Here is a 26,340-nt window from a genome sequence, read left to right on the forward strand (position 1 = left end):
GCTAAATTTCTGATTGTGGGGAAAACGTGGAGCCTGGTACGAAGGTTCCATCAGCAGATTTTCGGCGGCAAAGCCGAATACTTGAGTGATTAACGGGGATATGGCTCAAGGCCGCCATTGCAGCGACTCCATCGATTCAGCCCAGGCGCTCGACATCCGGTAATTCCATAGCCCGGACTTCGCCTTGCAGGAAATCGCTGAGCCGGCGCAAACGTTCACCTCCCGGGCGGGTTTTCGGCCAGACCAGGTAATAATTCTCACCACTGGCGACGGCCGTCGGCCACGGCAAACTCAGACGTCCCTGCGCGACATCCTCCGCCACCATCAGCAAATCACCCATGGACACGCCGTAGCCACGGGCGGCAGCGATCATGCCCAGTTCCAGGGTGTCGAACACCTGCCCGCCCTTGAGCGAGACCTGATCGCTCAGGCCCATGCGCTCCAGCCAGTTGCGCCAGTCACGGCGGTCCGGCGTCGGGTGCAGCAGTTCGGTGCTGGCCAGGCGCGCAACGTCCCACGGTTGATCCTTCAGCAGATTCGGCGCGCCCACCGGAATCAACTCTTCGGGGAACAGCAAAGTCGTCTCCCAGTCCGGTGGAAAATGCCCGTTGCTGAGGATGACGGCGCAGTCGAAGGGTTCGTGGTTGAAGTCCACCGTATCGACGTCCATCCAGGCGCTGGTCAATTGCACCTCGTTCCCCGGGCGCAAATGCCGAAAGCGACTGAGCCGCGCCAACAGCCAACGCATGGTCAGGGTCGACGGGGCTTTCATGCGCAGGATGTCGTCTTCGGCGCGCAAGGTGTTGCAGGCCCGCTCAAGGGCGGTGAAGCCTTCGCGAATGCCCGGCAGGATCAGCCGCGCTGACTCGGTCAGTTGCAGGTTGCGCCCGCTGCGATGAAACAGCCGACAGGCGAAATGCTCTTCGAGCGTACGAATGTGCCGGCTGACCGCACTTTGCGTGATCGACAACTCTTCGGCGGCGCGGGTAAACGAACTATGCCGCGCCGCCGCTTCGAATGCTCGGAGGGCATACAAGGGAGGAAGACGACGAGACATTGGGAAACCTCCTATAGCGCGGTTGCCTCAACTTATCAGAAAGTCCCGAGCATGAGTTTAAATCATGCCACCCATCCTTTTTATCCCTTTGTGGAAACCCCGCAGAGCGCCGAGAATCGACGCTTCCTGTTTTCTCTGACAATCGAGCGTGATGATCATGCAGCATCCAGCGCGTATTGAACTCTGGGCCATCCTGCGGCTGGCGGGGCCGTTGATTGCCTCGCAGTTGGCGCACATGTTGATGGTCCTCACCGACACCTTGATGATGGCGCGCCTGAGTCCCGAGGCGCTGGCCGGCGGCGGTCTGGGCGCGGCGACGTATTCGTTCGTGTCGATCTTCTGCATCGGCGTGATCGCGGCGGTCGGCACCCTGGTGGCGATCCGTCAGGGCGCGGGCGACATCATCGGCGCAGCGCGGCTGACCCAGGCCGGTTTGTGGCTGGCCTGGTTGATGGCGCTGGTGGCGGGCCTGCTGCTGTGGAACCTCAAACCGGTGCTGCTGCTGTTCGGCCAGACCGCAACCAACGTCCAGGCTGCCGGCCAGTTTCTGTTGATCCTGCCGTTCGCCCTGCCCGGCTACCTGAGTTTCATGGCGCTGCGCGGCTTCACCAGCGCCATCGGCCGGGCGACGCCGGTGATGGTCATCAGCCTCGGCGGCACCGTGGCCAACTTCCTGCTCAACTATGCGTTGATCACCGGCATGTTCGGCCTGCCGAAAATGGGCCTGATGGGCATCGGTCTGGTCACAGCGATCGTGGCCAACCTGATGGCGCTGGCGCTCGCGCTGCACATTCGTCGGCACCCGGCCTATGACGCTTATCCGTTGCGCCAGGGGCTGTCGCGGCCCAATCGTCAGTACTTGAAGGAGTTGTGGCGCCTGGGCCTGCCGATTGGCGGCACCTATGCGGTGGAAGTCGGCCTGTTTGCCTTCGCCGCGCTGTGCATGGGCACCATGGGCAGCACGCAACTGGCGGCGCACCAGATCGCCCTGCAAATCGTCTCGGTGGCGTTCATGGTGCCGGCGGGGCTTTCCTACGCGATCACCATGCGCATCGGCCAGCATTACGGCGCCGGGCAATTGCTGGATGCGCGGCTGGCCGGACGGGTCGGGATCGCCTTCGGGGCGGTGTCGATGCTGGGGTTTGCGATGGTCTTCTGGCTGCTGCCGAATCAGTTGATCGGCTTGTTCCTCGACCACAACGACCCGGCGTTTCGCCCGGTCATCGAACTGGCCGTGAGCTTGTTGGCGGTCGCGGCGTGGTTCGAGCTGTTCGACGGCACGCAAACCATTGCCATGGGCTGCATTCGCGGACTCAAGGACGCCAAGACCACGTTCCTGGTGGGTTTGGGCTGCTATTGGCTGATTGGTGCGCCGGCCGCCTGGTGGATGGCCTTCCATCTGAACTGGGGGCCGACGGGCGTCTGGTGGGGGTTGGCGCTGGGGCTGGCGTGTGCGGCGGTGAGCCTGACGCTGGCGTTTGAGTGGAAGATGACGCGGATGATTCGGCGCGAGCCATCGTCGCAGCCGAGCTTCCAAATCACCCAGCCTGATTAAACCCTGCAGGAGCGAGGCTTGCCCGCGAAGGCGGAGTGTCAGTTAACAACAATATCGACTGACACTCCGCCTTCGCGGGCAGGCCTCGCTCCTACGGTACGTTGTTAAGCCAGCACAGCCTGCTGGCTGGAGCCGAAGGTCAAATACTCAACCAATTCCGCCAACGGCAACGGCTTGCTGATCAGATACCCCTGCACCTGATCGCAACCAAATCCGCGCAACAAATCCAGCTGCTCCGGTGTTTCCACCCCTTCGGCAACCACTTCGAGGTTGAGGTTGTGCGCCAGGTTGATCATTGCGTGCACCAGTTTGCGATTCTCTTCCCGCTCTTCCATGCCGCCGACAAAGCTCTTGTCGACCTTCAACAAGGCGATCGGCAGGCTGTTCAGGTGCACGAACGATGAGAACCCGGTACCGAAATCGTCCAGCGAGAAGCGCACACCGAGCCGCCCGAGGGCGTCCATGGTCTGCTTGACCAGGTCACTGCGACGCATCACCGCGGTTTCGGTCAGTTCGAATTCCAGCCATTGCGCCTCGACGCCACGCTCGGCAATCAGCCGGCTCAGGGTCGACAGTAACTGGCTGTCCTGAAACTGCCGGAACGACAGGTTGATCGCCATGTGCAGCGCCGGCAGACCCCGCTCACGCAACGCCTGCATGTCCCGCAGGGCTCGGGAAATCACCCAGTAACCCAGCGGCACGATCAAGCCGCTTTGCTCGGCCAGCGGCACGAACTCGCTGGGGGGCAGCAAACCGCGTTCGCCATGACGCCAGCGCACCAAAGCTTCGAGGCCGACGATCTGACCGTCCTCAAGGTTCAGGCGCGGCTGGTAATGCAACTCCAGCTCATCGCGGCGTAAGGCCCGGCGCAGCTCGCTTTCAAGGTCGGCGATGCTGCGGGCATTGCGATTGATCCGCTCGTTGAAGATGTGAAAGGTGCAGCCTTGAGTACTCTTGGCCTGCTGCATGGCGATGTGCGCGTGCCACATCAGCGGGTCGGCGCCGGCCTGCGCCCGGGCGTGAGCAATGCCGAGACTGGAACCGATCAACAGGCTTTCGCCGTCGATCCAGTAGGGTTCGGACAAGGCTTCGGTAATCCGTTCGGCCATCCATTCAGCGCGCTGCGGGGCGCGGCGGGTGTCGATCAGCAGGGCGAACTCATCGCTACCCAGCCGCGCCAGTTGATCGCCGGCCTCCAGCTGGCTTTTCAGCCGCGAGACCACTTGCAGAATCAACCGGTCGCCTGCCTGATGGCCGAGGGCGTCGTTGGCATGTCGAAAGTTGTCGAGGTCGAGGTGACCGAGGGCCAGGCCGCGGCCGTCGTTGTCCGCCAGACGCGCCGCCAGCAAGGTCTGGAAACCCTGACGGTTGGCGATGCCGGTCAGCGGATCCTGCTCGGCCAGGCGCTGCAAGGTGTTCTCCAACACCCCGCGCTCACGAACATGACGCAGACAGCGGCGCAACATGCCGGGATCCAGCAGGTTGCGCACCAGCCAGTCGCTCACACCGTCGGGCGGCGCCAGCGGCTCGTGTTCGAGCAGCAACACCGTCGGCAGGCTGCAACGGCCAGGTGCCGGCTGCAGAGCAGGAATCGTCAACAACACCGCGCTGCGGTTGTCATCGAACAGGTTGCTGACCGACTCCCAGCTCGGCGCGCTGAGCAGCACTGCCGAACTCCCCATTGGAGCCAGACACTCGCGCAACAACGCTGCCCACGCCGGCTCTTCGGCCAGTAGCAGCAAACGCAAGGGTTCGACAGGCGTAGACAAGCTAGCTCCCTAGACTCTGCAAAGATGTAGGCGGCGCGCATTATGCCGCTCGGGTAACCAATGACCCAATATCATCGGTTATCAAACACGACTTCGAGTCTTGAATACGTACATTAGACGCGAATTCATTGCGCATCCTGCGTGAAAGTATCAAAACCGGCAAATAGAGATCGCGTGTTGCGTCACAAGTCGGAGAGAGCAGCACAATTCTCAGAGCCTGTTAAAATGCCGGCCCATTTCGCTAACGACTCCCTGATTTCGTATGTCCCGACTCAATCCCCGGCAGCAAGAAGCCGTGAGCTACGTCGGCGGCCCTCTTTTGGTGCTCGCCGGCGCAGGCTCCGGCAAGACCAGCGTGATCACCCGCAAAATTGCGCATCTGATCCAGAGCTGCGGCATCCGTGCCCAGTACATCGTCGCCATGACCTTTACCAACAAGGCCGCGCGGGAGATGAAGGAACGGGTCGGCACGCTGCTCAAGGGCGGTGAAGGCCGCGGCCTGACGGTGTGCACCTTTCACAACCTGGGCCTGAACATCATCCGCAAGGAACATGTGCGGCTGGGCTATAAACCGGGCTTCTCGATCTTCGACGAGACCGACGTCAAAGCCCTGATGACCGACATCATGCAGAAGGAATACTCGGGCGACGACGGCGTCGACGAGATCAAGAACATGATCGGCGCCTGGAAAAACGACCTGATCCTGCCGCCCGAAGCCCTGGAAAACGCACGCAACCCCAAGGAACAGACCGCCGCCATCGTCTACACCCACTACCAGCGCACGCTCAAGGCGTTCAACGCGGTGGACTTCGACGACCTGATCCTGCTGCCGGTAAAACTGTTCCAGGAACACGACGACATCCTGGAAAAATGGCAGAACAAGGTCCGCTACCTGCTGGTGGACGAATACCAGGACACCAACGCCAGCCAGTATTTGCTGGTGAAACTGCTGATCGGCAAACGCAACCAGTTCACCGTGGTAGGCGACGACGACCAGTCGATCTACGCCTGGCGCGGCGCCCGCCCGGAAAACCTGATGCTGCTCAAGGACGATTACCCGTCCCTGAAAGTGGTGATGCTGGAGCAGAACTACCGCTCCACCAGCCGCATCCTGCGCTGCGCCAACGTGCTGATTTCGAACAACCCGCACGAATTCGAAAAGCAGCTGTGGAGTGAAATGGGTCACGGCGACGAGATCCGCGTGATCCGCTGCCGCAACGAAGACGCCGAAGCCGAGCGCGTGGCCGTGGAAATCCTCAGCCTGCACTTGCGCACCGACCGGCCCTACAGCGATTTCGCGATTCTGTATCGCGGCAACTACCAGGCCAAGCTGATCGAGCTGAAGCTGCAGCATCACCAGGTGCCTTACCGACTGTCCGGCGGCAACAGCTTTTTCGGACGCCAGGAAGTGAAGGACCTGATGGCCTACTTCCGCCTGATCGTGAACCCGGACGACGACAACGCCTTCCTGCGGGTGATCAACGTCCCACGCCGGGAGATCGGTTCGACCACCCTGGAGAAGCTGGGCAACTACGCCACCGAGCGAAAAATCTCGATGTACGCCGCCACCGACGAAATCGGCCTGGGCGAACACCTGGACAGCCGCTTCACCGATCGCCTGTCGCGCTTCAAGCGTTTCATGGACAAGGTCCGCGAGCAGTGCGCCGGCGAAGACCCGATCTCCGCCCTGCGCAGCATGGTCATGGACATCGACTACGAGAACTGGCTGCGCACCAACAGCTCCAGCGACAAGGCCGCCGATTACCGCATGGGTAACGTCTGGTTCCTGATCGAGGCGCTGAAGAACACGCTGGAGAAAGACGAAGACGGCGAGATGACCGTCGAAGACGCCATCGGCAAACTCGTGCTGCGCGACATGCTGGAGCGTCAGCAGGAAGAGGAAGACGGCGCCGAAGGTGTGCAGATGATGACCTTGCACGCCTCCAAGGGCCTGGAATTCCCTTACGTGTTCATCATGGGCATGGAAGAGGAAATCCTCCCGCACCGTTCCAGCATCGAAGCCGACACTATCGAAGAGGAACGCCGCCTGGCCTACGTCGGGATTACCCGAGCGCGTCAGACACTGGCTTTCACCTTCGCCGCCAAGCGTAAGCAATATGGCGAGATCATCGACTGCGCGCCCAGCCGCTTCCTCGATGAACTGCCGCCGGACGACCTGGCCTGGGAAGGCAACGACGACACCCCGACCGAAGTCAAAGCCGTTCGTGGCAACAGCGCATTGGCAGATATACGCGCAATGCTAAAGCGCTAGAATTGACCACATTTATTTAGACCTTCGGCGCAACAGACGCCAACAGAGGACAGCTTCATGGAAGCACTGCACAAGAAAATTCGCGAAGAAGGCATCGTGCTTTCCGACCAGGTCCTGAAAGTCGACGCCTTTCTGAACCACCAGATCGACCCGGCCCTGATGAAGCTGATCGGCGACGAATTCGCCTCGCTGTTCAAGGATTCCGGCATCACCAAGATCGTCACCATCGAAGCCTCGGGTATCGCCCCGGCGATCATGACCGGCCTGAACCTCGGCGTACCGGTGATTTTCGCGCGCAAGCATCAGTCCCTGACCCTGACTGAAAACCTGCTGTCGGCGACGGTCTACTCGTTCACCAAGCAGACCGAAAGCACTGTGGCGATCTCCCCGCGTCACCTGACCAGCAGCGACCGCGTGCTGATCATCGACGACTTCTTGGCCAACGGTAAGGCGTCGCAAGCGCTGATCTCGATCATCAAACAGGCCGGCGCGACCGTGGCCGGTCTGGGCATCGTGATCGAGAAATCGTTCCAGGGTGGCCGGGCGGAGCTGGATGCCCAGGGTTATCGCGTGGAATCGTTGGCTCGGGTGCAGTCGCTGAAGGATGGCGTTGTAACCTTCATCGAATAAAGCCGCCATACCGCAAAACCAATGTGGGAGCGGGCTTGCTCGCGAATACGGGGTGTCAGTCAAAGAGGATGTCGACTGATACACCGTATTCGCGAGCAAGCCCGCTCCCACATTTGAGCTATGTTCGCCGCTACTGAGCGGTGGCTTTGAGTCCGGTGAGCAATAGCCGCTGAAACAAATCCTCTTTCAACCCCTCCGGCTTCGTCAGCTGCATCCGCTCCAGATGCACGGGAAACTCCGAAGGTTCTGGCGCATCCAGCGCCGCCTTACCCAATTCCAGAATCTCCGTGAGCTTGAACTTGCTCTTCAACCAGTTCAGCGCCCGCAATAAATCCCGTTCTTCAGCGGTGAAATCACACCCCAACGGATATTCCGGAAACAAATTCGAATGCCGGGCCTGAATCGCCTGTAAACGCTGCGGGCTGTTGTCGGCGAAACGCGGATCGAGGCGGAAATGCTTCGGCAATTTGCCAACGTTCTGTGCCTGTTCGATCAGCCCCGGCTGGAAGCGTGAGTCGCAGATGTTCAGCAACGCCTCGATCACCGCCGCGTCGGTCTTGCCCCGCAGATCGGCGATGCCGTACTCAGTGACGACGATGTCCCGCAGATGCCGTGGGATCGTGCAATGGCCGTATTCCCAGACGATGTTCGAACTGACCTCACCGCCCGACTCGCGCCAACTGCGCAGGAGCAGGATTGAGCGCGCGCCTTCCAGTGCATGACCCTGGGCCACGAAGTTGTATTGCCCGCCAACGCCGCTGAGTACCCGCCCGTCTTCGAGCTGATCCGCCACGCCCGCACCGAGCAACGTCATGGTGAACACAGTGTTGATGAAGCGCGCATCAAGGCGCTGCAAGCGTTTGAGTTCTTCCTGACCGTAGAGCTCGTTGATGTAGCTGATGCGGGTCATGTTGAATTCGAGCCGCTTGCTCTGCGGCAACTCGCGCAAGCGCTCGTAGAAACTGCGCGGCCCGAGGAAAAAACCGCCATGTACCGAGATGCCATCGGTTTGCGCGGCTTCGTTCAACGTGCCGGCGTTGGCCTGCTGCTGGGTCGACACATCCGGGTAGACCTTGCGTCGCACTATCCCGGCGTCGGCCAACACCAGCAAGCCGTTGACGAACATTTCGCTGCAACCATAAAGGCCCTTGGCGAACGGTTCGATGCCCCCTTCGCGCTCGATCAGCTGCGCCCACTGGCTGAGATTCAGATCCGCCAGCAACGCCTTGTAACCATCACTGTCCGCCTGCCGCGCCAGCAGCGCCGCCGTCAGGGCATCGCCCATTGCACCAATGCCGATCTGCAAGGTGCCGCCATCGCGCACCAGTGTGCTGGCGTGCAGCCCGATGAAATGATCCTGGCAACCCACCGGCATGTTCGGCGTGGAGAACAACGTGGTGCTGTCCTTGGCGTCGATCAGCAGGTCGAAGGTGTCGATGCCGACTTCCGCATCGCCGGGCATGTACGGCAAGTCGTTGTGCACCTGGCCCACCATCAGGATCGTCTCCCCCGCCGCCCGGCGTTTGGCGATCATCGGCAACAGGTCGAGGGTGATGTCCGGGTTGCAGCTCAGGCTCAGACGATCGGGATGTTCGCTGTGGCTGGCGACCAGTTGCGCCACCAGGTTCAAACCGGCGGCATTGATGTCCCGCGCGGCGTGGCTGTAATTGCTGCTGACGTAATCCTGCTGGGCCGGGGCGCTGTTCAGCAGGCTGCCCGGCTGCATGAAGAATTGATGAATGTGGATGTTGTTCGGCAGGCTGTCGCGATGCAGGTCAGCGAGGAAATCCAGTTCCGGGTAATCGCCGAACACCCGGTCGATGAAGGGTTCGAGGAAACGCTTTTGCAAACCATCGCCCAAGGGCGGGCGTCCAAGGCACAGGGCGGTGTAGACCGTCAGCTGCCGCTCGGGCAGTTGCGCGATGCGTTGATACAGCGCGTTGACGAAGTGGTTGGGTTTGCCCAGCCCCAGCGGCAGGCCCATGTGGATATGCGCCGGCAATCGTGCCAGGACGTCATCGACCGCCTGCTCGATAGAACACAACTGCACCATCTGATCCTCCCGCACACCCCATGAATTGGGTTGGACCGAGCTTGCCGGGTCTTTGCTGCAAAGAATAGTCTCAGGCAAATCGCAGGCACAAAAAAGCCGCTCGTAAGCGGCTTTTCGTTGAAAACAGGCTTATTTCAGGCCAGACATCTTCTGGATGGCGCCTTCAAGGTCTTTCAGTTCGCAGTCACTGCATGTGCCTTTTGGCGGCATCGCATTGAGCCCGCTCAACGCTACCTTCGCCAAGCCAGCAGCGGTGCCGCCTTCTTTATCGGCACGTTTTTTCCAGTCTGCGGCATCACCGATCTTCGGTGCGCCCAACAGGCCGGTGCCATGGCAAGCATTGCAGTGTTTGGCAATAATTTCGTCAGGCGTTTTCGACGCACCGCCGCCAACCGAAGCAGCGACTTCCATCCCCTTGCACTCTTTGCCCTGAACACAGACCTGGCCGACTGGTTCAAGACGTTTAGCGATATCGTCGTTGGTCGCAGCTTGTGCGCTGACTGCCCAAAGGGCCAATACGGTTGCTGGTGCGGCCAGCATTTTCATAATTAGGTTCACGCGTACACCCTCAATGGTGGCTAGTCACGCCTGCAGCCACGGTTCGCAGGCGGGCGCAAGTATAGCGGTAAGCCCGTCACACTGAAACAACCCCAAAGTCGAAGGGGTCTTATCCCAAGGCAGAAATACCGCATGGGCGTCTGCGCAATCCGGGCACGACGCCGTGTCTCTTAGAAATTCGCTGGAGTGGCTGCGCTGATTAGTCGCGCCGGGGCATCGAACGGATTCCGGAAACGGTGCGGCTTGGTACTCTCAAAGTAGTAGCTGTCGCCGGCCTCGAGCACAAATGTTTCGAGCCCTACCACCAGTTCCAGCCGACCTTCCACCAGAATCCCGGTTTCCTCGCCCTCGTGGGTAAGCATCTCCTCACCGGTGTCGGCGCCTGGCGGGTAGATTTCGTTGAGGAACGCGATCGCCCGGCTCGGGTGAGCCCGACCGACCAGTTTCATGGTCACTGCACCATCGGAAATATCGATCAGCTCGTGGGCCTTGTAGACGATCTGAGTCGGCTTTTCCTGCAGGATTTCTTCGGAAAAGAACTCGACCATGGACATGGGAATCCCGCCCAGTACCTTCCTCAGCGAACTGATCGAAGGGCTGACGCTGTTCTTCTCGATCATCGAAATGGTGCTGTTGGTAACACCCGCGCGTTTGGCGAGCTCACGCTGGGAAAGACCTTTGAGCTTACGGATCGACTGCAGTCGTTCACCGACGTCCAATGCTGGAGCCTCCAGGGATTCAGGTTGCAAGAATATTGAGCGTTATCATGGCGACAGCGTTCAGTATTTACAACACTTGCGCCTGAATCCAGCCTGGCGAAGCGACTTTCGGTTCGGAGGACTGTTCGTCAGACCCCGGAATAGAGCAGCGGCACCCGGCGCAGGTTGCAGAATATCTGATAAGGAATCGTGTCGGCGGCCGTCGCGACGTCACTGGCGAGGATATTTTTGCCCCACAACTCGACGGGCGAACCGAGGCCGGCTTGCGGTACGTCGGTCAGGTCGACGCAGAGCATGTCCATCGATACCCGCCCCAGCAACTGACTGCGCTGCCCGGCCACCAGCACCGGCGTGCCGCTCGGTGCCTGACGCGGATAACCGTCGGCATACCCCATCGCCACCACACCCACACGCATCGGTTTGGGGGTGATGAATTTCGCGCCGTAACCAATCGGCTCGCCGGCCGGCAGTTCACGCACGCAAATCACCTTCGATTCCAGAGTCATCACCGGTTGCAGGCGAGACGCCACGGCATTGGCCTCTTCGAACGGCGTCGCGCCGTAGAGCATGATGCCCGGGCGCACCCAATCGCTCGGAATCTGCGGCCAACCAAGCACCGCCGGCGAGTTACGCAGGCTGATTTCGGCCGCCAAACCCTTACGCGCCGCTTCGAATACCGCGACCTGATCGACGCTGGCGTGGCAGTGCAGTTCATCGGCGCGGGCGAAGTGACTCATCAACACGATCTTCGCCACCTGGCCGCTGGCCAGCAGTCGTTGATAGGCTGCCTGGTAATCCGCTGGATGCAGGCCGACCCGATGCATGCCGGAGTCGAGCTTGAGCCACACCGTGATCGGCTTGCTCAGCGTGGCTTTTTCGATAGCTTCGAGTTGCCACAACGAATGCACCACACACCAGAAGTCATGCTCGACGATCAGCGCCAACTCATCGGCTTCGAAAAAACCTTCCAGCAGCAACACCGGCGCACGAATACCGGCGGCGCGCAGCTCCAGGGCCTCTTCGATACACGCCACGGCAAAGCCATCCGCCTCGGCTTCCAGCGCCTGGGCGCAACGCACCGCGCCATGGCCATAGGCATCTGCCTTGATCACCGCGAGGGCACGGGCACCCGTGACTTCACGGGCAATCCGGTAGTTGTGACGCAGGGCTTGAAGGTCGATCAGGGCACGGGCAGGACGCATGGCGGCAGACTTCTAGTCGGTCATTGGGAAAAAAACCGGCGCTGGCTGACAGCGTGAACCACCAACAGCGCCGGGAGAGGGATCTTTGTGACTTGATTCAGGGCAGAGCGTTTATGGCAGCGCGGCAACGACCGACAGCTCGACCAGGATTTGCGGTTCACACAGCTTCGATTCGACCGTGGCACGGGCCGGCGCGACGCCTTTTGGCAGCCACTGGTCCCACACCGAATTCATGCCTGCAAAGTGCGCGTCGATGTCTTTCAGATAAATGGTCACCGACAGCAGACGGTTCTTGTCCGTCCCGGCCAGATCCAGCAAACGCTCGATATTGGCGAGGGCTTCACGGGTCTGCTGTTCAATCCCGGCGCCCATGTCGTCGCCGACCTGTCCTGCCAGATACACAGTACCGTTATGGACAACGATCTGGCTCATGCGCTCATTGGTGAGCTGGCGCTGGATTGACATGTTTTGCAGGCTCCTTAAGTTTGTTGCCATAACGAGAAATATCGAGGCCTTCGGCGCTGATCTGCGGCGTTCTCTTGGCCATCAGGTCAGCCAGCAAACGACCGGAACCACAAGCCATGGTCCAGCCGAGCGTACCGTGGCCCGTATTCAAGAACAGGTTTTTGAACGGTGTGGCACCGACAATCGGCGTGCCGTCCGGAGTGGTCGGACGCAGGCCAGTCCAGAAACTCGCTTCGGGTAGATTGCCGCCCTGAGGATAAAGGTCGTTGACGATCATCTCCAGGGTTTCGCGCCGGCGCGGGTTCAACGACAGGTCAAAACCGGCGATTTCAGCCATGCCGCCGACGCGGATGCGGTTGTCGAAGCGGGTGATCGCGACCTTGTAGGTCTCGTCGAGAATGGTCGACGTCGGGGCCATCGCCGGGTTAGTGATCGGCACGGTCAGCGAGTAACCCTTGAGTGGGTACACCGGGGCCTTGATGCCCAGCGGCTTGAGCAACTGCGGCGAGTAACTGCCGAGGGCCAGCACGTAACGGTCGGCGGTTTCCAGCTTGCCGTCGATCCACACACCGTTGATGCGATCACCGGCGAAGTCGAGACGCTGGATGTCCTGGCCGAAACGGAACTCCACACCCAGTTTCACGGCCATTTCGGCCAGGCGGGTGGTGAAAATCTGGCAGTCGCCGGTCTGGTCGTTCGGCAGGCGCAAGGCACCGGCGAGGATGTCGGTGACGCTGGCCAGGGCCGGTTCGACCCGGGCAATACCGGCGCGGTCGAGCAGCTCGAACGGCACACCGGACTCTTTCAGCACGGCGATGTCTTTGGCGGCGCCATCGAGCTGCGCCTGGGTGCGGAACAGCTGGGTAGTCCCCAGGCTACGGCCTTCGTAGGCAATGCCGGTTTCGGCGCGCAATTCGTCGAGGCAGTCGCGGCTGTACTCGGACAGACGCACCATGCGCTCCTTGTTCACCGCGTAACGGCTGGCGGTGCAGTTGCGCAGCATCTGCGCCATCCACAGGTATTGGTCGATGTCGGCGGTGGCCTTGATCGCCAATGGCGCATGGCGCTGCAGCAGCCACTTGATGGCTTTGAGCGGCACGCCCGGTGCGGCCCACGGCGAGGCATAACCCGGCGAAACCTGCCCGGCGTTGGCGAAACTGGTTTCCATGGCCGGCGCTGGCTGACGGTCCACAACCGTCACTTCAAAGCCGGCTCGTGCCAGATAATAGGCACTGGCGGTACCGATGACGCCGCTACCCAAGACCAGAACGCGCATTTTCATATCCCTCATCGCGGCTTACCGCTGACGTTTATTGTGCAGACCGAAGATGTGGGCAGTTTAAAAAAGATTAGCCAGTGCTTTTCACTATATAAGTGCTTATATTTGGCGACAATTCTCGGCAAAAACCCTTTTCACGGAGGCGCATCCCCTATGCGGACCAATACTCAGACCAAACGTGAGCTGGACAAGATCGACCGCAACATCCTGCGGATTCTGCAAGCGGATGGGCGTATCTCCTTCACCGAACTGGGGGAAAAGGTCGGCCTCTCCACCACTCCCTGCACTGAACGGGTACGGCGCCTGGAGCGCGAAGGGATCATCATGGGCTACAACGCCCGGCTGAATCCGCAGCACCTGAAGGGTAGTCTGTTGGTGTTCGTCGAGATCAGTCTCGACTACAAATCCGGCGACACTTTCGAAGAGTTCCGACGTGCGGTGCTGAAACTGCCCCACGTCCTTGAATGCCATTTGGTGTCAGGGGACTTCGATTACCTGGTGAAAGCGCGGATTTCCGAGATGGCCTCGTACCGCAAATTGCTGGGCGACATCCTGCTCAAGTTGCCGCATGTGCGCGAATCCAAGAGCTATATCGTGATGGAAGAAGTGAAAGAGAGTTTGAGTCTGCCGATTCCGGATTGAGCCCTACACCAACACCTGCCGGGTACTGGCCATGTATTCGTGGATCTGCTTCTCGACCCGCGGGTGAATCAGCTCCACCGGCCGCCGCCCGTTGGGGCAAGGCAACGTCTTGGTGGTACCGAACAGACGACAAATCAGCGGTCGCTCGTCATACACCGTGCAGCCGTTGGGCCCAAGATGGACGCAATTGAGTTCGTCCATCGCCGCGTCCTGCTCGGCCCGGGTCTTGCGCGGCAGGCGGGACATTTCTTCGGGCGAGGTGGTGACCGGCCCACAGCAGTCATGGCAGCCGGGCACGCACTCGAAGGTGGGAATCTGCTGGCGCAGCGTGCGAATTTTCTGACTGTTGCAGCTCATCTGAACGGTGACCGAATGCGGAATAGGTGGGGATTCTGACGCAAAAGCCCCGACCCAGACAGCACCAACCGACCAATGTTGCCCGTATCCGAAGGGGCGGCTTATGCTCCGTCAACTTTTTCAAACACACGCATCAGGATGACGTCCATGAACGCCCCCGTTCAGCAACCTGCCCCTAACCACCGGCACGTCGCCTCTTATTACGCCGCCAGCAGCCTGCCGCAACCCGACCTTCCAGCACTCACAGGTGAGCTGGTCGCGGACGTGTGCGTGGTGGGCGGCGGGTTCTCGGGGCTGAACACCGCGCTGGAACTGGCTGAACGAGGCTTGCGCGTGGTGCTGCTGGAAGCGCACAAGATCGGTTGGGGCGCCAGTGGACGCAATGGCGGGCAATTGATTCGCGGCGTCGGCCATGGCCTCGATCAGTTCACCAACGTGATCGGTGCAGACGGCGTGCGTCAGATGAAACTGATGGGACTGGAAGCGGTGGAAATCGTCCGACAGCGAATCGAGCGCTTTCAGATCGCTTGCGACCTGACCTGGGGTTACTGTGACCTCGCCAACAAAGCCCATGACCTGGAAGGCTTCGCTGAAGACGCCAGCGAGCTGCGCAGCCTCTGTTACCGTTACGAAACCCGTCTGCTGCAAGCTAACGAAATGCACAGCGTGGTGGGTTCCGATCGCTATGTCGGTGGTTTGATCGACATGGGCTCCGGGCATCTGCACCCACTGAACCTGGCGCTGGGCGAAGCGGCCGCCGCCCGACAATTGGGCGCTAAACTGTTCGAGCAATCGGCCGTAACCCGCATCGATTATGGCCGCGAGGTCAAGGTCCACACCGCCCGGGGCTCGGTCCGTGCCAAGACCCTGGTGCTGGGCTGCAACGCCTACCTCAACGATCTCAACCCGCAACTTGGCGGCAAGGTGCTGCCCGCCGGCAGTTACATCATCGCCACCGAACCCTTGAGTGAAGAGCAGGCTCACGCTCTGCTGCCGCAGAACATGGCGGTCTGCGATCAACGGGTAGCGCTGGATTATTACCGACTCTCGGCGGACCGCCGCCTGCTGTTCGGCGGCGCCTGCCATTATTCAGGACGCGATCCGAAAGACATCGCCGCGTACATGCGTCCGAAGATGCTGGCGGTGTTCCCGCAACTGGCCGGGGTGAAAATCGACTATCAGTGGGGCGGGATGATCGGCATCGGGGCTAATCGCCTGCCGCAGATCGGCCGGCTCAAGGAGCAACCGAATGTGTATTACGCCCAGGCCTATTCCGGTCATGGCGTAAACGCCACGCACCTGGCAGGCAAGTTGTTGGCTGAGGCCATCAGCGGCCAGCAGAGTGGTGGTTTCGATCTGTTTGCCAAGGTGCCGCACATTACCTTTCCAGGCGGCAAACATTTGCGCTCGCCGTTGTTGGCCCTGGGGATGTTGTGGCATCGACTTAAAGAGTTGGTTTGAGGAAGATGATCGTTCCCTCGCTCCTGCGTGGGAACGATCAACAGTACTAGATCCGCCAGAAAGGTTTAAGCCCCTCCTCCCGCGCCTGCTCCCGACTCAACCCGACATCCTTGAGTTGCTCCGGCGTCAGCTCCAACAACGCCTTACGCGTGTGCAGACGATGCCAGAACAGACCCCAGCGACCCAGGCAGGACGGTGCGTTGCGCATAATTGCCTCGCGCGCGCCGTTCTGTTGCCCTGCCGCCAGTTCCTGACTGTGTAACGTCAGCCGCACATCGCTCAAGCCGTTCATTTTCGTCGCTCCTGTTTACTTGGGTAGCCAGAGCTTTCATGATGCGCGGACGGCAAAAAGCATTACAGATTCAACAGAGCAGTATTAATTCCATACAGCTTTTCTGTTTCAGCCTCTGAATCGCTTATTTTTGCCCCATCTGTATTGGTTAACCGAATCACCCACATCGAGACTGCACCATGACCCTTTACGTCAACCTCGCCGAGCTGCTCGGCACACGTATCGAACAGGGCTTCTATCGCCCCGGTGACCGGCTGCCCTCGGTACGGGCGCTGAGTGTCGAGCACGGGGTCAGTCTGAGCACGGTGCAACAGGCCTATCGAGTGCTGGAGGACGTGGGCCTGGCGATGCCCAAACCCAAATCCGGCTATTTCGTACCGGTGAGCCGCGAACTGCCAGAGCTCCCCGTGGTTGGCCGCCCAGCCCAACGACCGGTGGATATTTCACAGTGGGATCAGGTGCTGGAACTGATCCGCGCCGTGCCGCGCAAGGATGTCGTGCAATTGGGCCGCGGCATGCCGGATATCACCTCGCCGACCATGAAACCGCTGCTGCGCAATCTGGCGCAAATCAGCCGTCGGCAGGACATGCCCGGCCTGTATTACGACAATATCTACGGCACCCTGGAGCTGCGCGAGCAGATCGCTCGCCTGATGCTCGACTCCGGCTGCCAGTTGAGCGCCAACGATCTGGTGGTCACCACCGGTTGCCACGAAGCGCTGTCCACCAGCATCCGCGCCATCTGCGAGCCCGGCGACATCGTGGCGGTTGATTCACCAAGCTTTCACGGCGCCATGCAGACGCTCAAGGGGCTGGGCATGAAAGCCCTGGAAATTCCCACCGACCCGCTCACCGGCATCAGCCTCGAAGCGTTGGAGCTGGCGTTGGAGCAATGGCCGATCAAGGCCATACAGTTGACCCCCAACTGCAACAACCCACTGGGCTACATCATGCCCGAGTCACGCAAACGTGCGCTGTTGACGCTCGCGCAGCGTTTTGACGTGGCGATTATCGAGGACGATGTGTATGGCGAACTGGCCTACACCTACCCACGCCCGCGCACGATCAAATCCTTCGACGAAGACGGCCGCGTCCTGCTCTGCAGTTCCTTTTCCAAGACCCTGGCACCGGGCCTGCGCATTGGCTGGGTGGCACCGGGCCGTTATCTGGAACGGGTGCTGCACATGAAGTACATCAGCACCGGCTGCACCGCGCCGCAGCCACAGATTGCAATTGCCGAATTTCTCAAGGCCGGACACTTCGAACCACATTTGCGGCGGATGCGGATGCAATACCAGCGCAATCGCGACGTAATGATCGATTGGGTCACCCGTTATTTCCCCGCCGGTACCCGCGCCAGCCGTCCGCAAGGCAGCTTCATGCTGTGGGTCGAACTGCCGGAGGGCTTTGACACCCTGAAACTCAATCGTGCACTGCATGATCAAGGCGTACAGATTGCCGTGGGCAGTATCTTTTCCGCCTCGGGCAAATACCGTAATTGCCTGCGGATGAACTACGCTGCCAAAACGACCCCGCAGATTGAAGAAGCTGTGCGCAAGGTCGGTGCAGCGGCGATCAAACTGCTGGCGGAAACCGACTGACCTTTCTTCGGGATCCAGCGTCGATATGCTAACGACGGCCGCCACCGGAACATTCCACGTGAGAATCAGACAGCCCCTGCTTGCTCTGCTGTTACTCGCCTCGTTCCTGGGTGGCTGCACGACGCTCCACACCCCTCGCGAACCGAGCCAGGCCCTGCCGGCGACCGACTCTGCTTTCGGCCGCTCGATCCAGGCCCAGGCGACACCCTACAAGGGCCAGTCGGGCTTCCGCTTGCTGTCCGATAGCACCGAGGCCTTCACCGCTCGCGCCGAGCTGATTCGAAATGCCCAAAGCAGCCTCGACTTGCAGTACTACATCGTCCATGACGGCATCAGCACACGGATACTGATAAGCGAGCTGCTCAAAGCCGCCGACCGCGGCGTGCGGGTGCGGATTCTGCTCGACGACACCACCAGCGATGGCCTGGACCGGATCATCGCAACTCTTGCCGCGCATCCGCAGATTCAGATCCGCGTGTTCAACCCACTGCACCTGGGCCGCAGTACTGGCGTCACGCGAACCATGGGCCGGTTATTCAACGTGTCACTGCAACACCGGCGCATGCACAACAAACTGTGGGTGGCGGACAACAGCGCGGCAATCGTGGGCGGGCGCAACCTGGGGGATGAGTATTTCGATGCAGAGCCCAAACTGAATTTCACCGACATCGACATGCTCAGTGTCGGCCCGGTTGCAGAGCAGTTGGGACACAGCTTCGATCAATACTGGAACAGCGCCCTGAGCAAGCCGATCGAGCAGTTTCTCTCAAGCAGGCCGAGCGCCAGGGACCTGAGAAATACCCGGACCCGCCTGGACGAATCCCTGGAAGAAACGCGCAAGCAGAACCACGCGCTCTATCTGCAGTTGATGACCTACACCACTCATCCACGCCTGGACGCCTGGCGGCAGGAGCTGATCTGGGCCTGGAACAAGGCGCTATGGGACGCACCGAGCAAGGTGTTGTCCGACGGAGAACCTGATCCGCACTTGCTGCTGACCACCCAGTTGGCGCCTGAACTCAACGGGGTCAGCAAAGAGCTGATCATGATCTCGGCCTACGTCGTACCCGGCCAACCGGGACTGGTGTACCTGACCGGTCGCGCCGATGCCGGGGTGTCGGTCAGTTTGCTGACCAACTCACTGGAAGCCACCGATGTACCCGCCGTGCATGGTGGGTATGCGCCTTATCGCAAAGCCTTGCTGGAGCATGGCGTGCAGCTGTTCGAATTACGCCGCCAGCCCGGGGACAACGGCGGCAGCGGACCGAGCCTGTTTCACAGAGGATCATCCAACCAAAGCTCCGATTCCAGCCTGCACAGCAAGGCCATGATCTTCGACCGACAAAAAGCCTTCATCGGCTCATTCAATTTCGACCCGCGCTCGGTGCTCTGGAACACCGAAGTCGGGGTGCTGGTGGACAACCCGGAACTTGCCGAGCGTGTGCGCGAACTGGCGCTGGAGGGTATGGCCCCGGCCCTCAGCTATCACGCGCGACTGGAAAAGGGTCAGATAGTCTGGGTCACCGAAGACGACGGCAAGCAGCACACATTGACCAAGGAACCGGGGAGCTGGTGGCGGCATTTCAATTCGTGGTTCAGCAGTACGATTGGCCTGGAAAAGATGCTGTAGCTTGAGTTGCCAGGATCTACGCCGGCTGCACCGTCCCAAACGCCCCTTGCCGCGATACCAGAATCACCAGCCCCAACGCGCCCGCCGCCATCAGCAACGGCAAGGCATGCCCGCTGATCCACTGGCTCCCGGCACCGGCCGCCAACGGCCCGATCAGGCAACCGATCCCCCACAGCTGCGCGATATGGGCATTGGCCCGCACCAGCGCATCGTCGCGATAACGCTCACCGATCAGGATCAGCGACAAGGTGAACAGACCGCCAGCGCTGGCGCCAAACAACACCCACAGCGGCCAGATCAGCAACGTATCGATCAGCAATGGAATCGCCAGGCTCGACAGCAGCAAGAGCATCGCGCAGCCGGTAAACAATGTACGCCGCGACAAGCGATCAGCCAGCGCACCAATCGGCAATTGCAGCAAGGCATCCCCCACCACCACCGTACTGACCATCGCCAAAGCGATTTCCGTGGTGAAGCCCTGACGCAGGCAGTAGACCGGCAACAAGGTCAGGATCATCGCTTCGAACGCAGCAAACAGCGACACCGCCCAGGCAATTGCCGGCAGGCCGCGGCAGAAGTTCAGCAAATCGTTGAGGGTCACGCTGCAGGCCTCACTGGTGGGCGCTCCGCTACGGCCCAGCAGCAGGAACGGTGACGTCATCAGCAAACCGACGCCCACCCAGAAACCGTAATCGTGCTCGGTGCCCAACGCCCCCAACAGTAGCGGCCCGGCCAGCTGACTCAGCGCATAACTGCTGCCATACAGCGCTACCAATCGGCCGCGCCATTGCTCGACCACCAGTTGGTTGATCCAGCTTTCACCAAGGATGAAGACGAGTGTCAGGATCACCCCGATCATCAACCGCAGCACCAGCCAGATCGGGTAGCTCGGCCATAGCGCCAGCAAGCCGATGGACACCGCCCCGGCCCACAGGCACAGGCGCATCAGATTGGCCGTGCCAAGACGGGCCGCGAGATGGCTGGAGATCTTCGCCCCCAGCAACACGCCAATGGCCGGCATCGCCGCCATCACGCCAATCGCGAACGAGCCGTAACCCCAGCCTTCCAGGCGCAGCGACACTAACGGCATGCTGACGCCCAGGGCCAGGCCGACACTCAAGACAGACGCCAAGACGGCGAAATAAGTCGCCCAACGCATGTTCCACGCTCCTGTGGATTGTTATTTTTACTGGCCGCACAAAGTAAATGTGGGAGCGGGCTTGCTCGCGAAGAGGTCATCACATCCAACATCATCGTTGGCTGTTACGGCGCCTTCGCGAGCAAGCCCGCTCCCACAGGGGATCTGTGTCGCTCGGGAGCCCGATGTTCGATCGGGCTCCACACAGGCTTACAACTTGATCCAGGTCGCCTTCAGCTCGGTGTACTTGTCGAACGCGTGCAATGACTTGTCGCGACCGTTCCCGGACTGTTTGAAGCCACCGAACGGCGCGGTCATGTCGCCGCCATCGTACTGGTTGACCCAAACGCTACCCGCACGCAATGCCTTGGCGGTGAGGTGGGCCTTCGAGATGTCCGTGGTCCATACTGCCGCCGCGAGGCCGTAAGGGGTGTCGTTGGCAATCGCAACGGCTTCTTCGGCGGTATCGAACGTGATCACCGACAACACCGGGCCAAAGATTTCTTCCTGGGCAATTTTCATCGCGTTGCTGACACCGTCGAAAATCGTCGGCTCGACGTAGGTGCCCCCGGTCTCCTGAAGAATACGCTTGCCGCCAGCCACCAGTTTGGCGCCATCGGAGTGACCGGATTCGATGTAGGACAGCACGGTGTTCATCTGCTGGGTATCCACCAGCGCACCGACGTTGGTCGCCGGGTCCAGCGGATTGCCTGGCTTCCAGGCCTTGAGGGCTTCGATTACCAGCGGCAGGAATTTGTCTTTGATCGAACGCTCGACCAGCAAGCGCGAACCGGCGGTGCAGACTTCGCCCTGGTTGAAGGCAATAGCGCTGGCAGCCGATTCGGCGGCGGCTTGCAGGTCCGGCGCATCGGCGAACACGATGTTCGGGCTCTTGCCACCGGCTTCGAGCCAGACACGCTTCATGTTCGATTCGCCGGAGTAGATCAGCAGTTGCTTGGCGATCTTGGTCGAACCGGTGAACACCAGGGTATCGACATCATTGTGCAAGGCCAGGGCCTTGCCGACGGTATGACCGTAACCCGGCAGCACGTTCAGCACACCTTTCGGAATACCGGCTTCAACTGCCAGCGCTGCAATACGAATAGCCGTCAGCGGCGATTTTTCCGAAGGCTTGAGGATCACTGAGTTACCGGTAGACAGCGCCGGGCCGAGTTTCCAGCAGGCCATCATCAACGGGAAGTTCCACGGCACGATCGCACCGACCACGCCAACCGGCTCGCGAGTCACCAGCCCCAGCTGATCGTGCGGGGTGGCGGCGACTTCGTCGTAGAGCTTGTCGATGGCCTCACCGCTCCAGCTCAAGGCTTGCGCCGCGCCGGGAACGTCGATGTACAGGGAATCGCTGATCGGCTTGCCCATGTCCAGGGTTTCGAGCAGGGCCAGCTCTTCGGCGTGCTGTTTCAGCAGGCCGGCAAAACGAATCATGGTGGCTTTGCGCTTGGTCGGCGCCAGGCGCGACCAAGCACCGGAATTGAACGTGGCGCGAGCGTTTTCCACGGCGCGCTGGGCGTCGGCGGCATCACAGCTGGCAATCTTGCCCAGCAGACGGCCATCGACAGGGCTGATGCACTCGAAGGTCTCACCGGAGACGGCATCGGTGTATTCGCCATTGATGTAGGCGCGGCCTTCGATCTTCAGATCGCAAGCCCGTTGTTCCCAGTCGGCACGAGTCAGGGTGGTCATACGAGTGTCCTCCTCTTATTGAATACGAGCACCCCGCGCTATTCGCGGGTGCTGTCAGGAATTCTGCCCGGCCAGCCTGTTTTTCGGCTCAAGGCAACCGTTACCCTAAACCAGCGGCGGGTGAAGTTTCAATATATTTGACACAAGGCCGTTAAACGGCCTTGCGATGTTCATTTTAATAAACATAGACTTTCAATTTTCCAGCCAGTCGCGCCGTAATCACGGGGGAATACCAGCATGAGCATTCAGGATATCGTCGATTTCAGTCAGGCCACCACCCAGCCCGATCGCTATCGGCCAGACCCGGCCAAAGTCCTCAAGGGCGACCCCGAGCAAGCGGTGTACAACCACTACAACAGCCCGTGCGGCCAGATGAGTGCAGGTGTCTGGGAAGGCGAAATCGGTCAGTGGCGGGTGAACTACACGGAACACGAATACTGCGAAATCGTTCAGGGGGTGTCAGTGCTGCGCGATGACGACGGCGGCGCCAAGACCCTGCGCGTGGGCGATCGCTTCGTGATTCCGGCCGGCTTCAAAGGCACCTGGGAAGTGCTGGAGCCGTGCCGCAAGATTTATGTGGTGTTTGAACAGAAGGCTTGAAGGTTTGTGCCACTTGAACCGACAGCCAACAAAAAAGGCCCGTATCTCGCGATATGGGCCTTTTTCGTAAGAGGGAAAAATCAATTACTTGATTTTGCCTTCTTTGTAGATCACGTGCTTGCGAACAACCGGATCATATTTCTTGATCTCGATTTTGTCCGGAGTAGTGCGCTTGTTCTTGTCAGTAGTGTAGAAGTGACCAGTACCGGCGCTCGAAATCAAACGAATCAATTCACGCATGATTAGCTCCCTTAGATCTTGCCAGCTTTGCGGATTTCGGCCAGCACGACAGTGATGCCACGCTTGTCGATGATACGCATGCCTTTGGCAGATACGCGCAGACGCACGAAACGTTTCTCTTCTTCAACCCAGAAGCGGTGATGCTGCAGGTTCGGCAGGAAACGACGACGGGTTTTGTTGTTTGCGTGGGAAATGTTATTCCCAGTCACCGGACCCTTACCGGTAACTTGACAGACTCTCGACATGCCTCAGCCCTCTAAAACCACATGCCCAACCCGGCATGGGTTGGCCGCTTAATCTCTCAGTCATTTGGCGCCAGGCGCCGCGTTTCTTTAAGGGTCTTACCGGCTACACCTACAAGCGAAGGAACCGGGCCCCTAGAAAAGAGCGCTGCTTTATACCAGAAAGACCAGAGAGCAACAACAACCGGTGTGAATTGAGTTGATAAAAACCCGGCTTTTCGGGCGCCGAGTGCCTTGGACAAAGGCTGAGCCCGATAGCGACCGCTCGTCGCAGAAAATCGGCCAACAGGCCAATCCAGGGGTTTTATCAATCGTCACCCACCGAAAACAATCGCCCATACTCCCCTCAAAATGAAAAAGGGGATAGTCATTTTCAAAAGAGCCCACTAGGGTAGGCCTTTTCCAGACTGCACTTGCAGATGGGCCTTCATCTGTAAAGGAATCCAACCATGCGCCTCGCTGCCCTACCGCTGCTGCTCGCACCGCTTCTACTGAGCCCCCTGGCCCATGCAGCCGCCCTGAGCGTCTGCACCGAGGCCAGCCCGGAAGGGTTCGATGTGGTGCAATACAACTCGTTGACCACCACCAATGCCTCGGCCGATGTGCTGATGAACCGCCTGGTGGACTTCGATACCGTCAGCGGCAAGGTGGTCGCCAGCCTCGCGGACAGCTGGGAAGTTACGCCGGACGGCCTGACTTACGTTTTCAAATTGCACCCGCAGGTGAAATTTCACCACACCGAGTACTTCAGCCCGACGCGCGACCTGACCGCCGAAGACGTCAAGTTCAGCTTCGACCGCATGCTCGACCCGGCGAACCCGTGGCACAAAGTAGCCCAGAGTGGTTTCCCACACGCTCAATCGATGCAGTTACCGACGCTGATCAAGAAGATCGACGCACTAGACCCGCTGACCATTCGCTTCACCCTCGATCACCCGGACTCGACGTTCCTGCCGACCCTGAGCATGGGCTTCGCCTCGATCTATTCGGCCGAGTACGCCGACCAACTGATGAAGGCCGGCACTCCGGAGAAGCTCAATAGCCAGCCGATCGGCAGCGGCCCGTTCATCTTCACGCGCTTCCAGAAGGATGCGTCGATTCGCTACAAGGCCAACCGCGACTACTTCCAGGGCAGGCCATCGGTGGACCCGTTGATCTTCGCAATCACTCCGGATGCCAACGTACGCCTGCAGAAATTGCGCCGCAACGAGTGCCAGATCGCCCTGTCGCCGAAACCGCTGGACGTACAGGCTGCGAAGCAGGAACCGACCTTGAAGGTGGAAAAGACTGACGCGTTCATGACCGCATTCGTCGGCATCAACAGCCAGCATCCGCCGCTGGACAAGCCGGAAGTGCGCCAGGCAATCAACCTGGCGTTCGACAAGGCCAACTACCTCAAGGCCGTATTCGAAGACACCGCCGAGCCTGCCAATGGGCCCTACCCGCCCAATACCTGGAGCTATGCCAAAAACCTGCCGGGCTACCCGCATGATGTCGAGAAAGCCCGGGCACTGATGGCCAAGGCCGGGCTCAAGAATGGCTTCCAGACCACCATCTGGACCCGCCCTTCCGGCAGCCTCCTGAATCCCAATCCGAGCCTCGGCGCACAGTTGCTTCAGTCGGACCTGGCGGAAATCGGCATTCAGGCCGAGATCCGCGTGATCGAATGGGGCGAGCTGATTCGTCGCGCCAAGGCCGGCGAACATGACCTGCTGTTCATGGGCTGGGCCGGCGACAATGGTGACCCGGACAACTTCCTCACACCGCAGTTTTCCTGCGCGGCGATCAAATCCGGCACCAACTTCGCCCGTTACTGCAACCAGGACCTGGACAAACTGATCAGCGCCGGCAAGACCACTGGCGAGCAAGGTGTGCGCACCAAGCTCTATGAACAGGCCCAGGCGCAGATCCAGCAACAGGCGTTGTGGCTGCCACTGGCTCACCCAACGGCCTTCGCCTTGACGCGCAAAGACGTCGAGGGTTATCAGGTCAGCCCGTTTGGCCGGCAGGATTACTCCAAGGTCAACTTCAAGTAATCAGCGTCGCCACAAAAGCTGTGGGAGCAGGCTCGCTCCCACAGGGACTCATCTAGCCTTTCCCCTTCACATCCACCCGTACTCGGCCATGGACAACGGATCGCCGTCACCAACGATGAAATGGTCGAGCACCCGCACATCGATCAGGTCCAGCGCCTCTTGCAGGCGCTTGGTCAGCATTCGGTCGGCTTGACTGGGGTTGGAGTTACCCGACGGATGGTTGTGGCAGAGGATCAACGCTGCGGCGTTGTGGGCTAAAGCGCGTTTAACCACTTGCCTTGGATAGACACTGGTGCTGTCGATAGAGCCACGAAACAGCACCTCAAAGGTCAGCACTTGATGCTTGGAATCCAGAAACAGACACCCGAACACCTCGTGAGGCTCGTGGCGCAGCATCGACTTCAGGTAATCACGAACCGCCTGCGGATTTTCCAGCGCCGACTTCTGGCGCGCACGCTCGGCTAAATGCCGCCTGCCCATTTCCTGTGCCGCTTGCAACTGAGCGAATTTCGCCGGCCCGAGCCCCAATTGCCTGCTGAACGCAGCCTGATCGGCTTCGAGCAATGAACGCAGGCTGCCAAACTGACTCAACAGATGTCGCGCCAGATCTACTGCACTTTTACCCGACACACCGGTACGTAAAAAAATCGCCAGCAACTCGGCGTCCGAAAGACTCGCCGAACCCAACTCAAGTAACCTCTCCCGCGGTCGCTCCGCCGCTGGCCAATCGCGAATGCTCATAACACCTCCATGTCTGTGGGCGCCGCTGTTCCGTAGCGGTCGCTGTGATATCGTAGCCCATCTTTTTTGCGGGCGATTTCACCCCTGGGGAGGGGGT

General features: G+C 60.1%; 24 protein-coding genes. 9 read left to right on the plus strand and 15 right to left on the minus strand.

The window, feature by feature from the left end:
- Positions 1–136 precede the first annotated feature (136 nt).
- Complete coding sequence (locus tag AF70_RS17560; RefSeq protein WP_019580487.1) at positions 137–1,057, minus strand: LysR substrate-binding domain-containing protein; 921 nt, start codon at positions 1,055–1,057, stop codon at positions 137–139.
- A gap of 157 nt (positions 1,058–1,214) precedes the next feature.
- Between AF70_RS17560 and AF70_RS17565 the strand changes: the two genes are divergently transcribed.
- Positions 1,215–2,612 (plus strand): NorM family multidrug efflux MATE transporter, encoded by a 1,398-nt coding sequence (locus AF70_RS17565; protein ID WP_018927512.1) that lies wholly within the window; start codon positions 1,215–1,217, stop codon positions 2,610–2,612.
- Between the two features lie 104 nt (positions 2,613–2,716).
- Here AF70_RS17565 and AF70_RS17570 read toward each other — a convergent pair whose 3' ends face one another.
- Complete coding sequence (locus tag AF70_RS17570; protein ID WP_019580484.1) at positions 2,717–4,381, minus strand: bifunctional diguanylate cyclase/phosphodiesterase; 1,665 nt, start codon at positions 4,379–4,381, stop codon at positions 2,717–2,719.
- Positions 4,382–4,643: 262 nt separating this feature from the next.
- On the opposite strand from AF70_RS17570, the gene rep reads away from it, so the two are divergent.
- Together rep and AF70_RS17580 are read left to right on the plus strand one after the other, a co-directional pair.
- Positions 4,644–6,653 (plus strand): DNA helicase Rep, encoded by a 2,010-nt coding sequence (gene rep / locus AF70_RS17575; protein ID WP_018927510.1) that lies wholly within the window; start codon positions 4,644–4,646, stop codon positions 6,651–6,653.
- 57 nt (positions 6,654–6,710) lie between these two features.
- A complete protein-coding gene (locus tag AF70_RS17580; protein WP_018927509.1) occupies positions 6,711–7,283 on the plus strand; it encodes a xanthine phosphoribosyltransferase in 573 nt (190 codons plus the stop codon).
- Between the two features lie 130 nt (positions 7,284–7,413).
- On the opposite strand, the gene AF70_RS17585 is transcribed toward AF70_RS17580, so the two are convergent.
- From AF70_RS17585 to dadA, 6 genes are all read right to left on the minus strand, one after another.
- Positions 7,414–9,336: an acetyl-CoA hydrolase/transferase C-terminal domain-containing protein gene (locus tag AF70_RS17585; RefSeq protein WP_028939143.1), complete on the minus strand. Its 1,923-nt coding sequence runs from the start codon at positions 9,334–9,336 to the stop codon at positions 7,414–7,416.
- A 129-nt stretch (positions 9,337–9,465) separates the two neighbouring features.
- On the minus strand, positions 9,466–9,894 hold the full coding sequence (locus tag AF70_RS17590) for a cytochrome c5 family protein (protein WP_081625748.1): 429 nt from the start codon (positions 9,892–9,894) through the stop codon (positions 9,466–9,468).
- 170 nt (positions 9,895–10,064) lie between these two features.
- On the minus strand, positions 10,065–10,613 hold the full coding sequence (locus AF70_RS17595; protein WP_018927504.1) for a cupin domain-containing protein: 549 nt from the start codon (positions 10,611–10,613) through the stop codon (positions 10,065–10,067).
- A gap of 128 nt (positions 10,614–10,741) precedes the next feature.
- Positions 10,742–11,815: an alanine racemase gene (gene alr / locus AF70_RS17600; protein WP_028939144.1), complete on the minus strand. Its 1,074-nt coding sequence runs from the start codon at positions 11,813–11,815 to the stop codon at positions 10,742–10,744.
- 111 nt (positions 11,816–11,926) lie between these two features.
- Positions 11,927–12,280 (minus strand): RidA family protein, encoded by a 354-nt coding sequence (locus AF70_RS17605; RefSeq protein WP_019580480.1) that lies wholly within the window; start codon positions 12,278–12,280, stop codon positions 11,927–11,929.
- Positions 12,252–13,556, minus strand: a complete 1,305-nt coding sequence (gene dadA, locus AF70_RS17610) for a D-amino acid dehydrogenase (protein ID WP_026331818.1) — start codon at positions 13,554–13,556, stop codon at positions 12,252–12,254. Before dadA ends, AF70_RS17605 begins: the two co-directional genes overlap by 29 nt.
- Before the next feature lie 156 nt (positions 13,557–13,712).
- On the opposite strand from dadA, the gene AF70_RS17615 reads away from it, so the two are divergent.
- Positions 13,713–14,201, plus strand: a complete 489-nt coding sequence (locus AF70_RS17615; RefSeq protein ID WP_003177284.1) for an Lrp/AsnC ligand binding domain-containing protein — start codon at positions 13,713–13,715, stop codon at positions 14,199–14,201.
- A 3-nt stretch (positions 14,202–14,204) separates the two neighbouring features.
- On the opposite strand, the gene AF70_RS17620 is transcribed toward AF70_RS17615, so the two are convergent.
- Positions 14,205–14,558 (minus strand): YkgJ family cysteine cluster protein, encoded by a 354-nt coding sequence (locus AF70_RS17620; protein ID WP_007934627.1) that lies wholly within the window; start codon positions 14,556–14,558, stop codon positions 14,205–14,207.
- A gap of 147 nt (positions 14,559–14,705) precedes the next feature.
- Between AF70_RS17620 and AF70_RS17625 the strand changes: the two genes are divergently transcribed.
- Positions 14,706–16,019, plus strand: a complete 1,314-nt coding sequence (locus AF70_RS17625; protein ID WP_028939145.1) for an FAD-binding oxidoreductase — start codon at positions 14,706–14,708, stop codon at positions 16,017–16,019.
- A 46-nt stretch (positions 16,020–16,065) separates the two neighbouring features.
- Here AF70_RS17625 and AF70_RS17630 read toward each other — a convergent pair whose 3' ends face one another.
- Complete coding sequence (locus AF70_RS17630; protein ID WP_028939146.1) at positions 16,066–16,311, minus strand: DUF1127 domain-containing protein; 246 nt, start codon at positions 16,309–16,311, stop codon at positions 16,066–16,068.
- Between the two features lie 179 nt (positions 16,312–16,490).
- Here AF70_RS17630 and AF70_RS17635 point away from each other — a divergent pair, with 179 nt between their 5' ends.
- Together AF70_RS17635 and AF70_RS17640 are read left to right on the plus strand one after the other, a co-directional pair.
- On the plus strand, positions 16,491–17,912 hold the full coding sequence (locus AF70_RS17635) for a PLP-dependent aminotransferase family protein (RefSeq protein WP_019580476.1): 1,422 nt from the start codon (positions 16,491–16,493) through the stop codon (positions 17,910–17,912).
- A gap of 58 nt (positions 17,913–17,970) precedes the next feature.
- Complete coding sequence (locus AF70_RS17640) at positions 17,971–19,542, plus strand: phospholipase D family protein (protein WP_019580475.1); 1,572 nt, start codon at positions 17,971–17,973, stop codon at positions 19,540–19,542.
- A 16-nt stretch (positions 19,543–19,558) separates the two neighbouring features.
- On the opposite strand, the gene AF70_RS17645 is transcribed toward AF70_RS17640, so the two are convergent.
- Positions 19,559–20,701, minus strand: a complete 1,143-nt coding sequence (locus AF70_RS17645) for an MFS transporter (protein WP_019580474.1) — start codon at positions 20,699–20,701, stop codon at positions 19,559–19,561.
- Between the two features lie 189 nt (positions 20,702–20,890).
- Complete coding sequence (locus AF70_RS17650; RefSeq protein ID WP_028939147.1) at positions 20,891–22,384, minus strand: aldehyde dehydrogenase; 1,494 nt, start codon at positions 22,382–22,384, stop codon at positions 20,891–20,893.
- A gap of 237 nt (positions 22,385–22,621) precedes the next feature.
- Between AF70_RS17650 and AF70_RS17655 the strand changes: the two genes are divergently transcribed.
- A complete protein-coding gene (locus tag AF70_RS17655) occupies positions 22,622–22,984 on the plus strand; it encodes a cupin domain-containing protein (protein WP_028939148.1) in 363 nt (120 codons plus the stop codon).
- Between the two features lie 84 nt (positions 22,985–23,068).
- Here the strand turns inward: AF70_RS17655 and rpmG are convergent, their stop codons facing one another.
- Positions 23,069–23,224 (minus strand): 50S ribosomal protein L33, encoded by a 156-nt coding sequence (gene rpmG, locus AF70_RS17660; RefSeq protein WP_003177274.1) that lies wholly within the window; start codon positions 23,222–23,224, stop codon positions 23,069–23,071.
- 11 nt (positions 23,225–23,235) lie between these two features.
- Positions 23,236–23,469: a 50S ribosomal protein L28 gene (gene rpmB, locus AF70_RS17665; RefSeq protein ID WP_007894701.1), complete on the minus strand. Its 234-nt coding sequence runs from the start codon at positions 23,467–23,469 to the stop codon at positions 23,236–23,238.
- A gap of 446 nt (positions 23,470–23,915) precedes the next feature.
- On the opposite strand from rpmB, the gene AF70_RS17670 reads away from it, so the two are divergent.
- The gene (locus tag AF70_RS17670) at positions 23,916–25,502 is read left to right on the plus strand and encodes an ABC transporter substrate-binding protein (protein ID WP_019580471.1); all 1,587 of its coding nucleotides are present in this window, start codon (positions 23,916–23,918) and stop codon (positions 25,500–25,502) included.
- A 66-nt stretch (positions 25,503–25,568) separates the two neighbouring features.
- On the opposite strand, the gene radC is transcribed toward AF70_RS17670, so the two are convergent.
- Positions 25,569–26,243 (minus strand): DNA repair protein RadC, encoded by a 675-nt coding sequence (gene radC / locus AF70_RS17675; RefSeq protein ID WP_019580470.1) that lies wholly within the window; start codon positions 26,241–26,243, stop codon positions 25,569–25,571.
- Positions 26,244–26,340: the final 97 nt, after the last annotated feature.

This window comes from Pseudomonas sp. KD5 (genome assembly GCF_012932895.1).
In the GTDB taxonomy this organism is placed as follows: domain Bacteria; phylum Pseudomonadota; class Gammaproteobacteria; order Pseudomonadales; family Pseudomonadaceae; genus Aquipseudomonas.

Bases quoted from the DNA above. Each gene is read 5' to 3' on its own strand.
- AF70_RS17560 (WP_019580487.1), bottom strand. From the start codon at position 1,057: ATGTCTCGTCGTCTTCCTCCCTTGTATGCCCTCCGAGCATTCGAAGCG.
- AF70_RS17565 (WP_018927512.1), top strand. From the start codon at position 1,215: ATGCAGCATCCAGCGCGTATTGAACTCTGGGCCATCCTGCGGCTGGCG.
- rep (WP_018927510.1), top strand. From the start codon at position 4,644: ATGTCCCGACTCAATCCCCGGCAGCAAGAAGCCGTGAGCTACGTCGGC.
- AF70_RS17580 (WP_018927509.1), top strand. From the start codon at position 6,711: ATGGAAGCACTGCACAAGAAAATTCGCGAAGAAGGCATCGTGCTTTCC.
- AF70_RS17585 (WP_028939143.1), bottom strand. From the start codon at position 9,336: ATGGTGCAGTTGTGTTCTATCGAGCAGGCGGTCGATGACGTCCTGGCA.
- alr (WP_028939144.1), bottom strand. From the start codon at position 11,815: ATGCGTCCTGCCCGTGCCCTGATCGACCTTCAAGCCCTGCGTCACAAC.
- AF70_RS17605 (WP_019580480.1), bottom strand. From the start codon at position 12,280: ATGTCAATCCAGCGCCAGCTCACCAATGAGCGCATGAGCCAGATCGTT.
- dadA (WP_026331818.1), bottom strand. From the start codon at position 13,556: ATGCGCGTTCTGGTCTTGGGTAGCGGCGTCATCGGTACCGCCAGTGCC.
- AF70_RS17615 (WP_003177284.1), top strand. From the start codon at position 13,713: ATGCGGACCAATACTCAGACCAAACGTGAGCTGGACAAGATCGACCGC.
- AF70_RS17620 (WP_007934627.1), bottom strand. From the start codon at position 14,558: ATGAGCTGCAACAGTCAGAAAATTCGCACGCTGCGCCAGCAGATTCCC.
- AF70_RS17625 (WP_028939145.1), top strand. From the start codon at position 14,706: ATGAACGCCCCCGTTCAGCAACCTGCCCCTAACCACCGGCACGTCGCC.
- AF70_RS17630 (WP_028939146.1), bottom strand. From the start codon at position 16,311: ATGAACGGCTTGAGCGATGTGCGGCTGACGTTACACAGTCAGGAACTG.
- AF70_RS17635 (WP_019580476.1), top strand. From the start codon at position 16,491: ATGACCCTTTACGTCAACCTCGCCGAGCTGCTCGGCACACGTATCGAA.
- AF70_RS17645 (WP_019580474.1), bottom strand. From the start codon at position 20,701: ATGCGTTGGGCGACTTATTTCGCCGTCTTGGCGTCTGTCTTGAGTGTC.
- AF70_RS17650 (WP_028939147.1), bottom strand. From the start codon at position 22,384: ATGACCACCCTGACTCGTGCCGACTGGGAACAACGGGCTTGCGATCTG.
- AF70_RS17655 (WP_028939148.1), top strand. From the start codon at position 22,622: ATGAGCATTCAGGATATCGTCGATTTCAGTCAGGCCACCACCCAGCCC.
- rpmG (WP_003177274.1), bottom strand. From the start codon at position 23,224: ATGCGTGAATTGATTCGTTTGATTTCGAGCGCCGGTACTGGTCACTTC.
- rpmB (WP_007894701.1), bottom strand. From the start codon at position 23,469: ATGTCGAGAGTCTGTCAAGTTACCGGTAAGGGTCCGGTGACTGGGAAT.
- AF70_RS17670 (WP_019580471.1), top strand. From the start codon at position 23,916: ATGCGCCTCGCTGCCCTACCGCTGCTGCTCGCACCGCTTCTACTGAGC.
- radC (WP_019580470.1), bottom strand. From the start codon at position 26,243: ATGAGCATTCGCGATTGGCCAGCGGCGGAGCGACCGCGGGAGAGGTTA.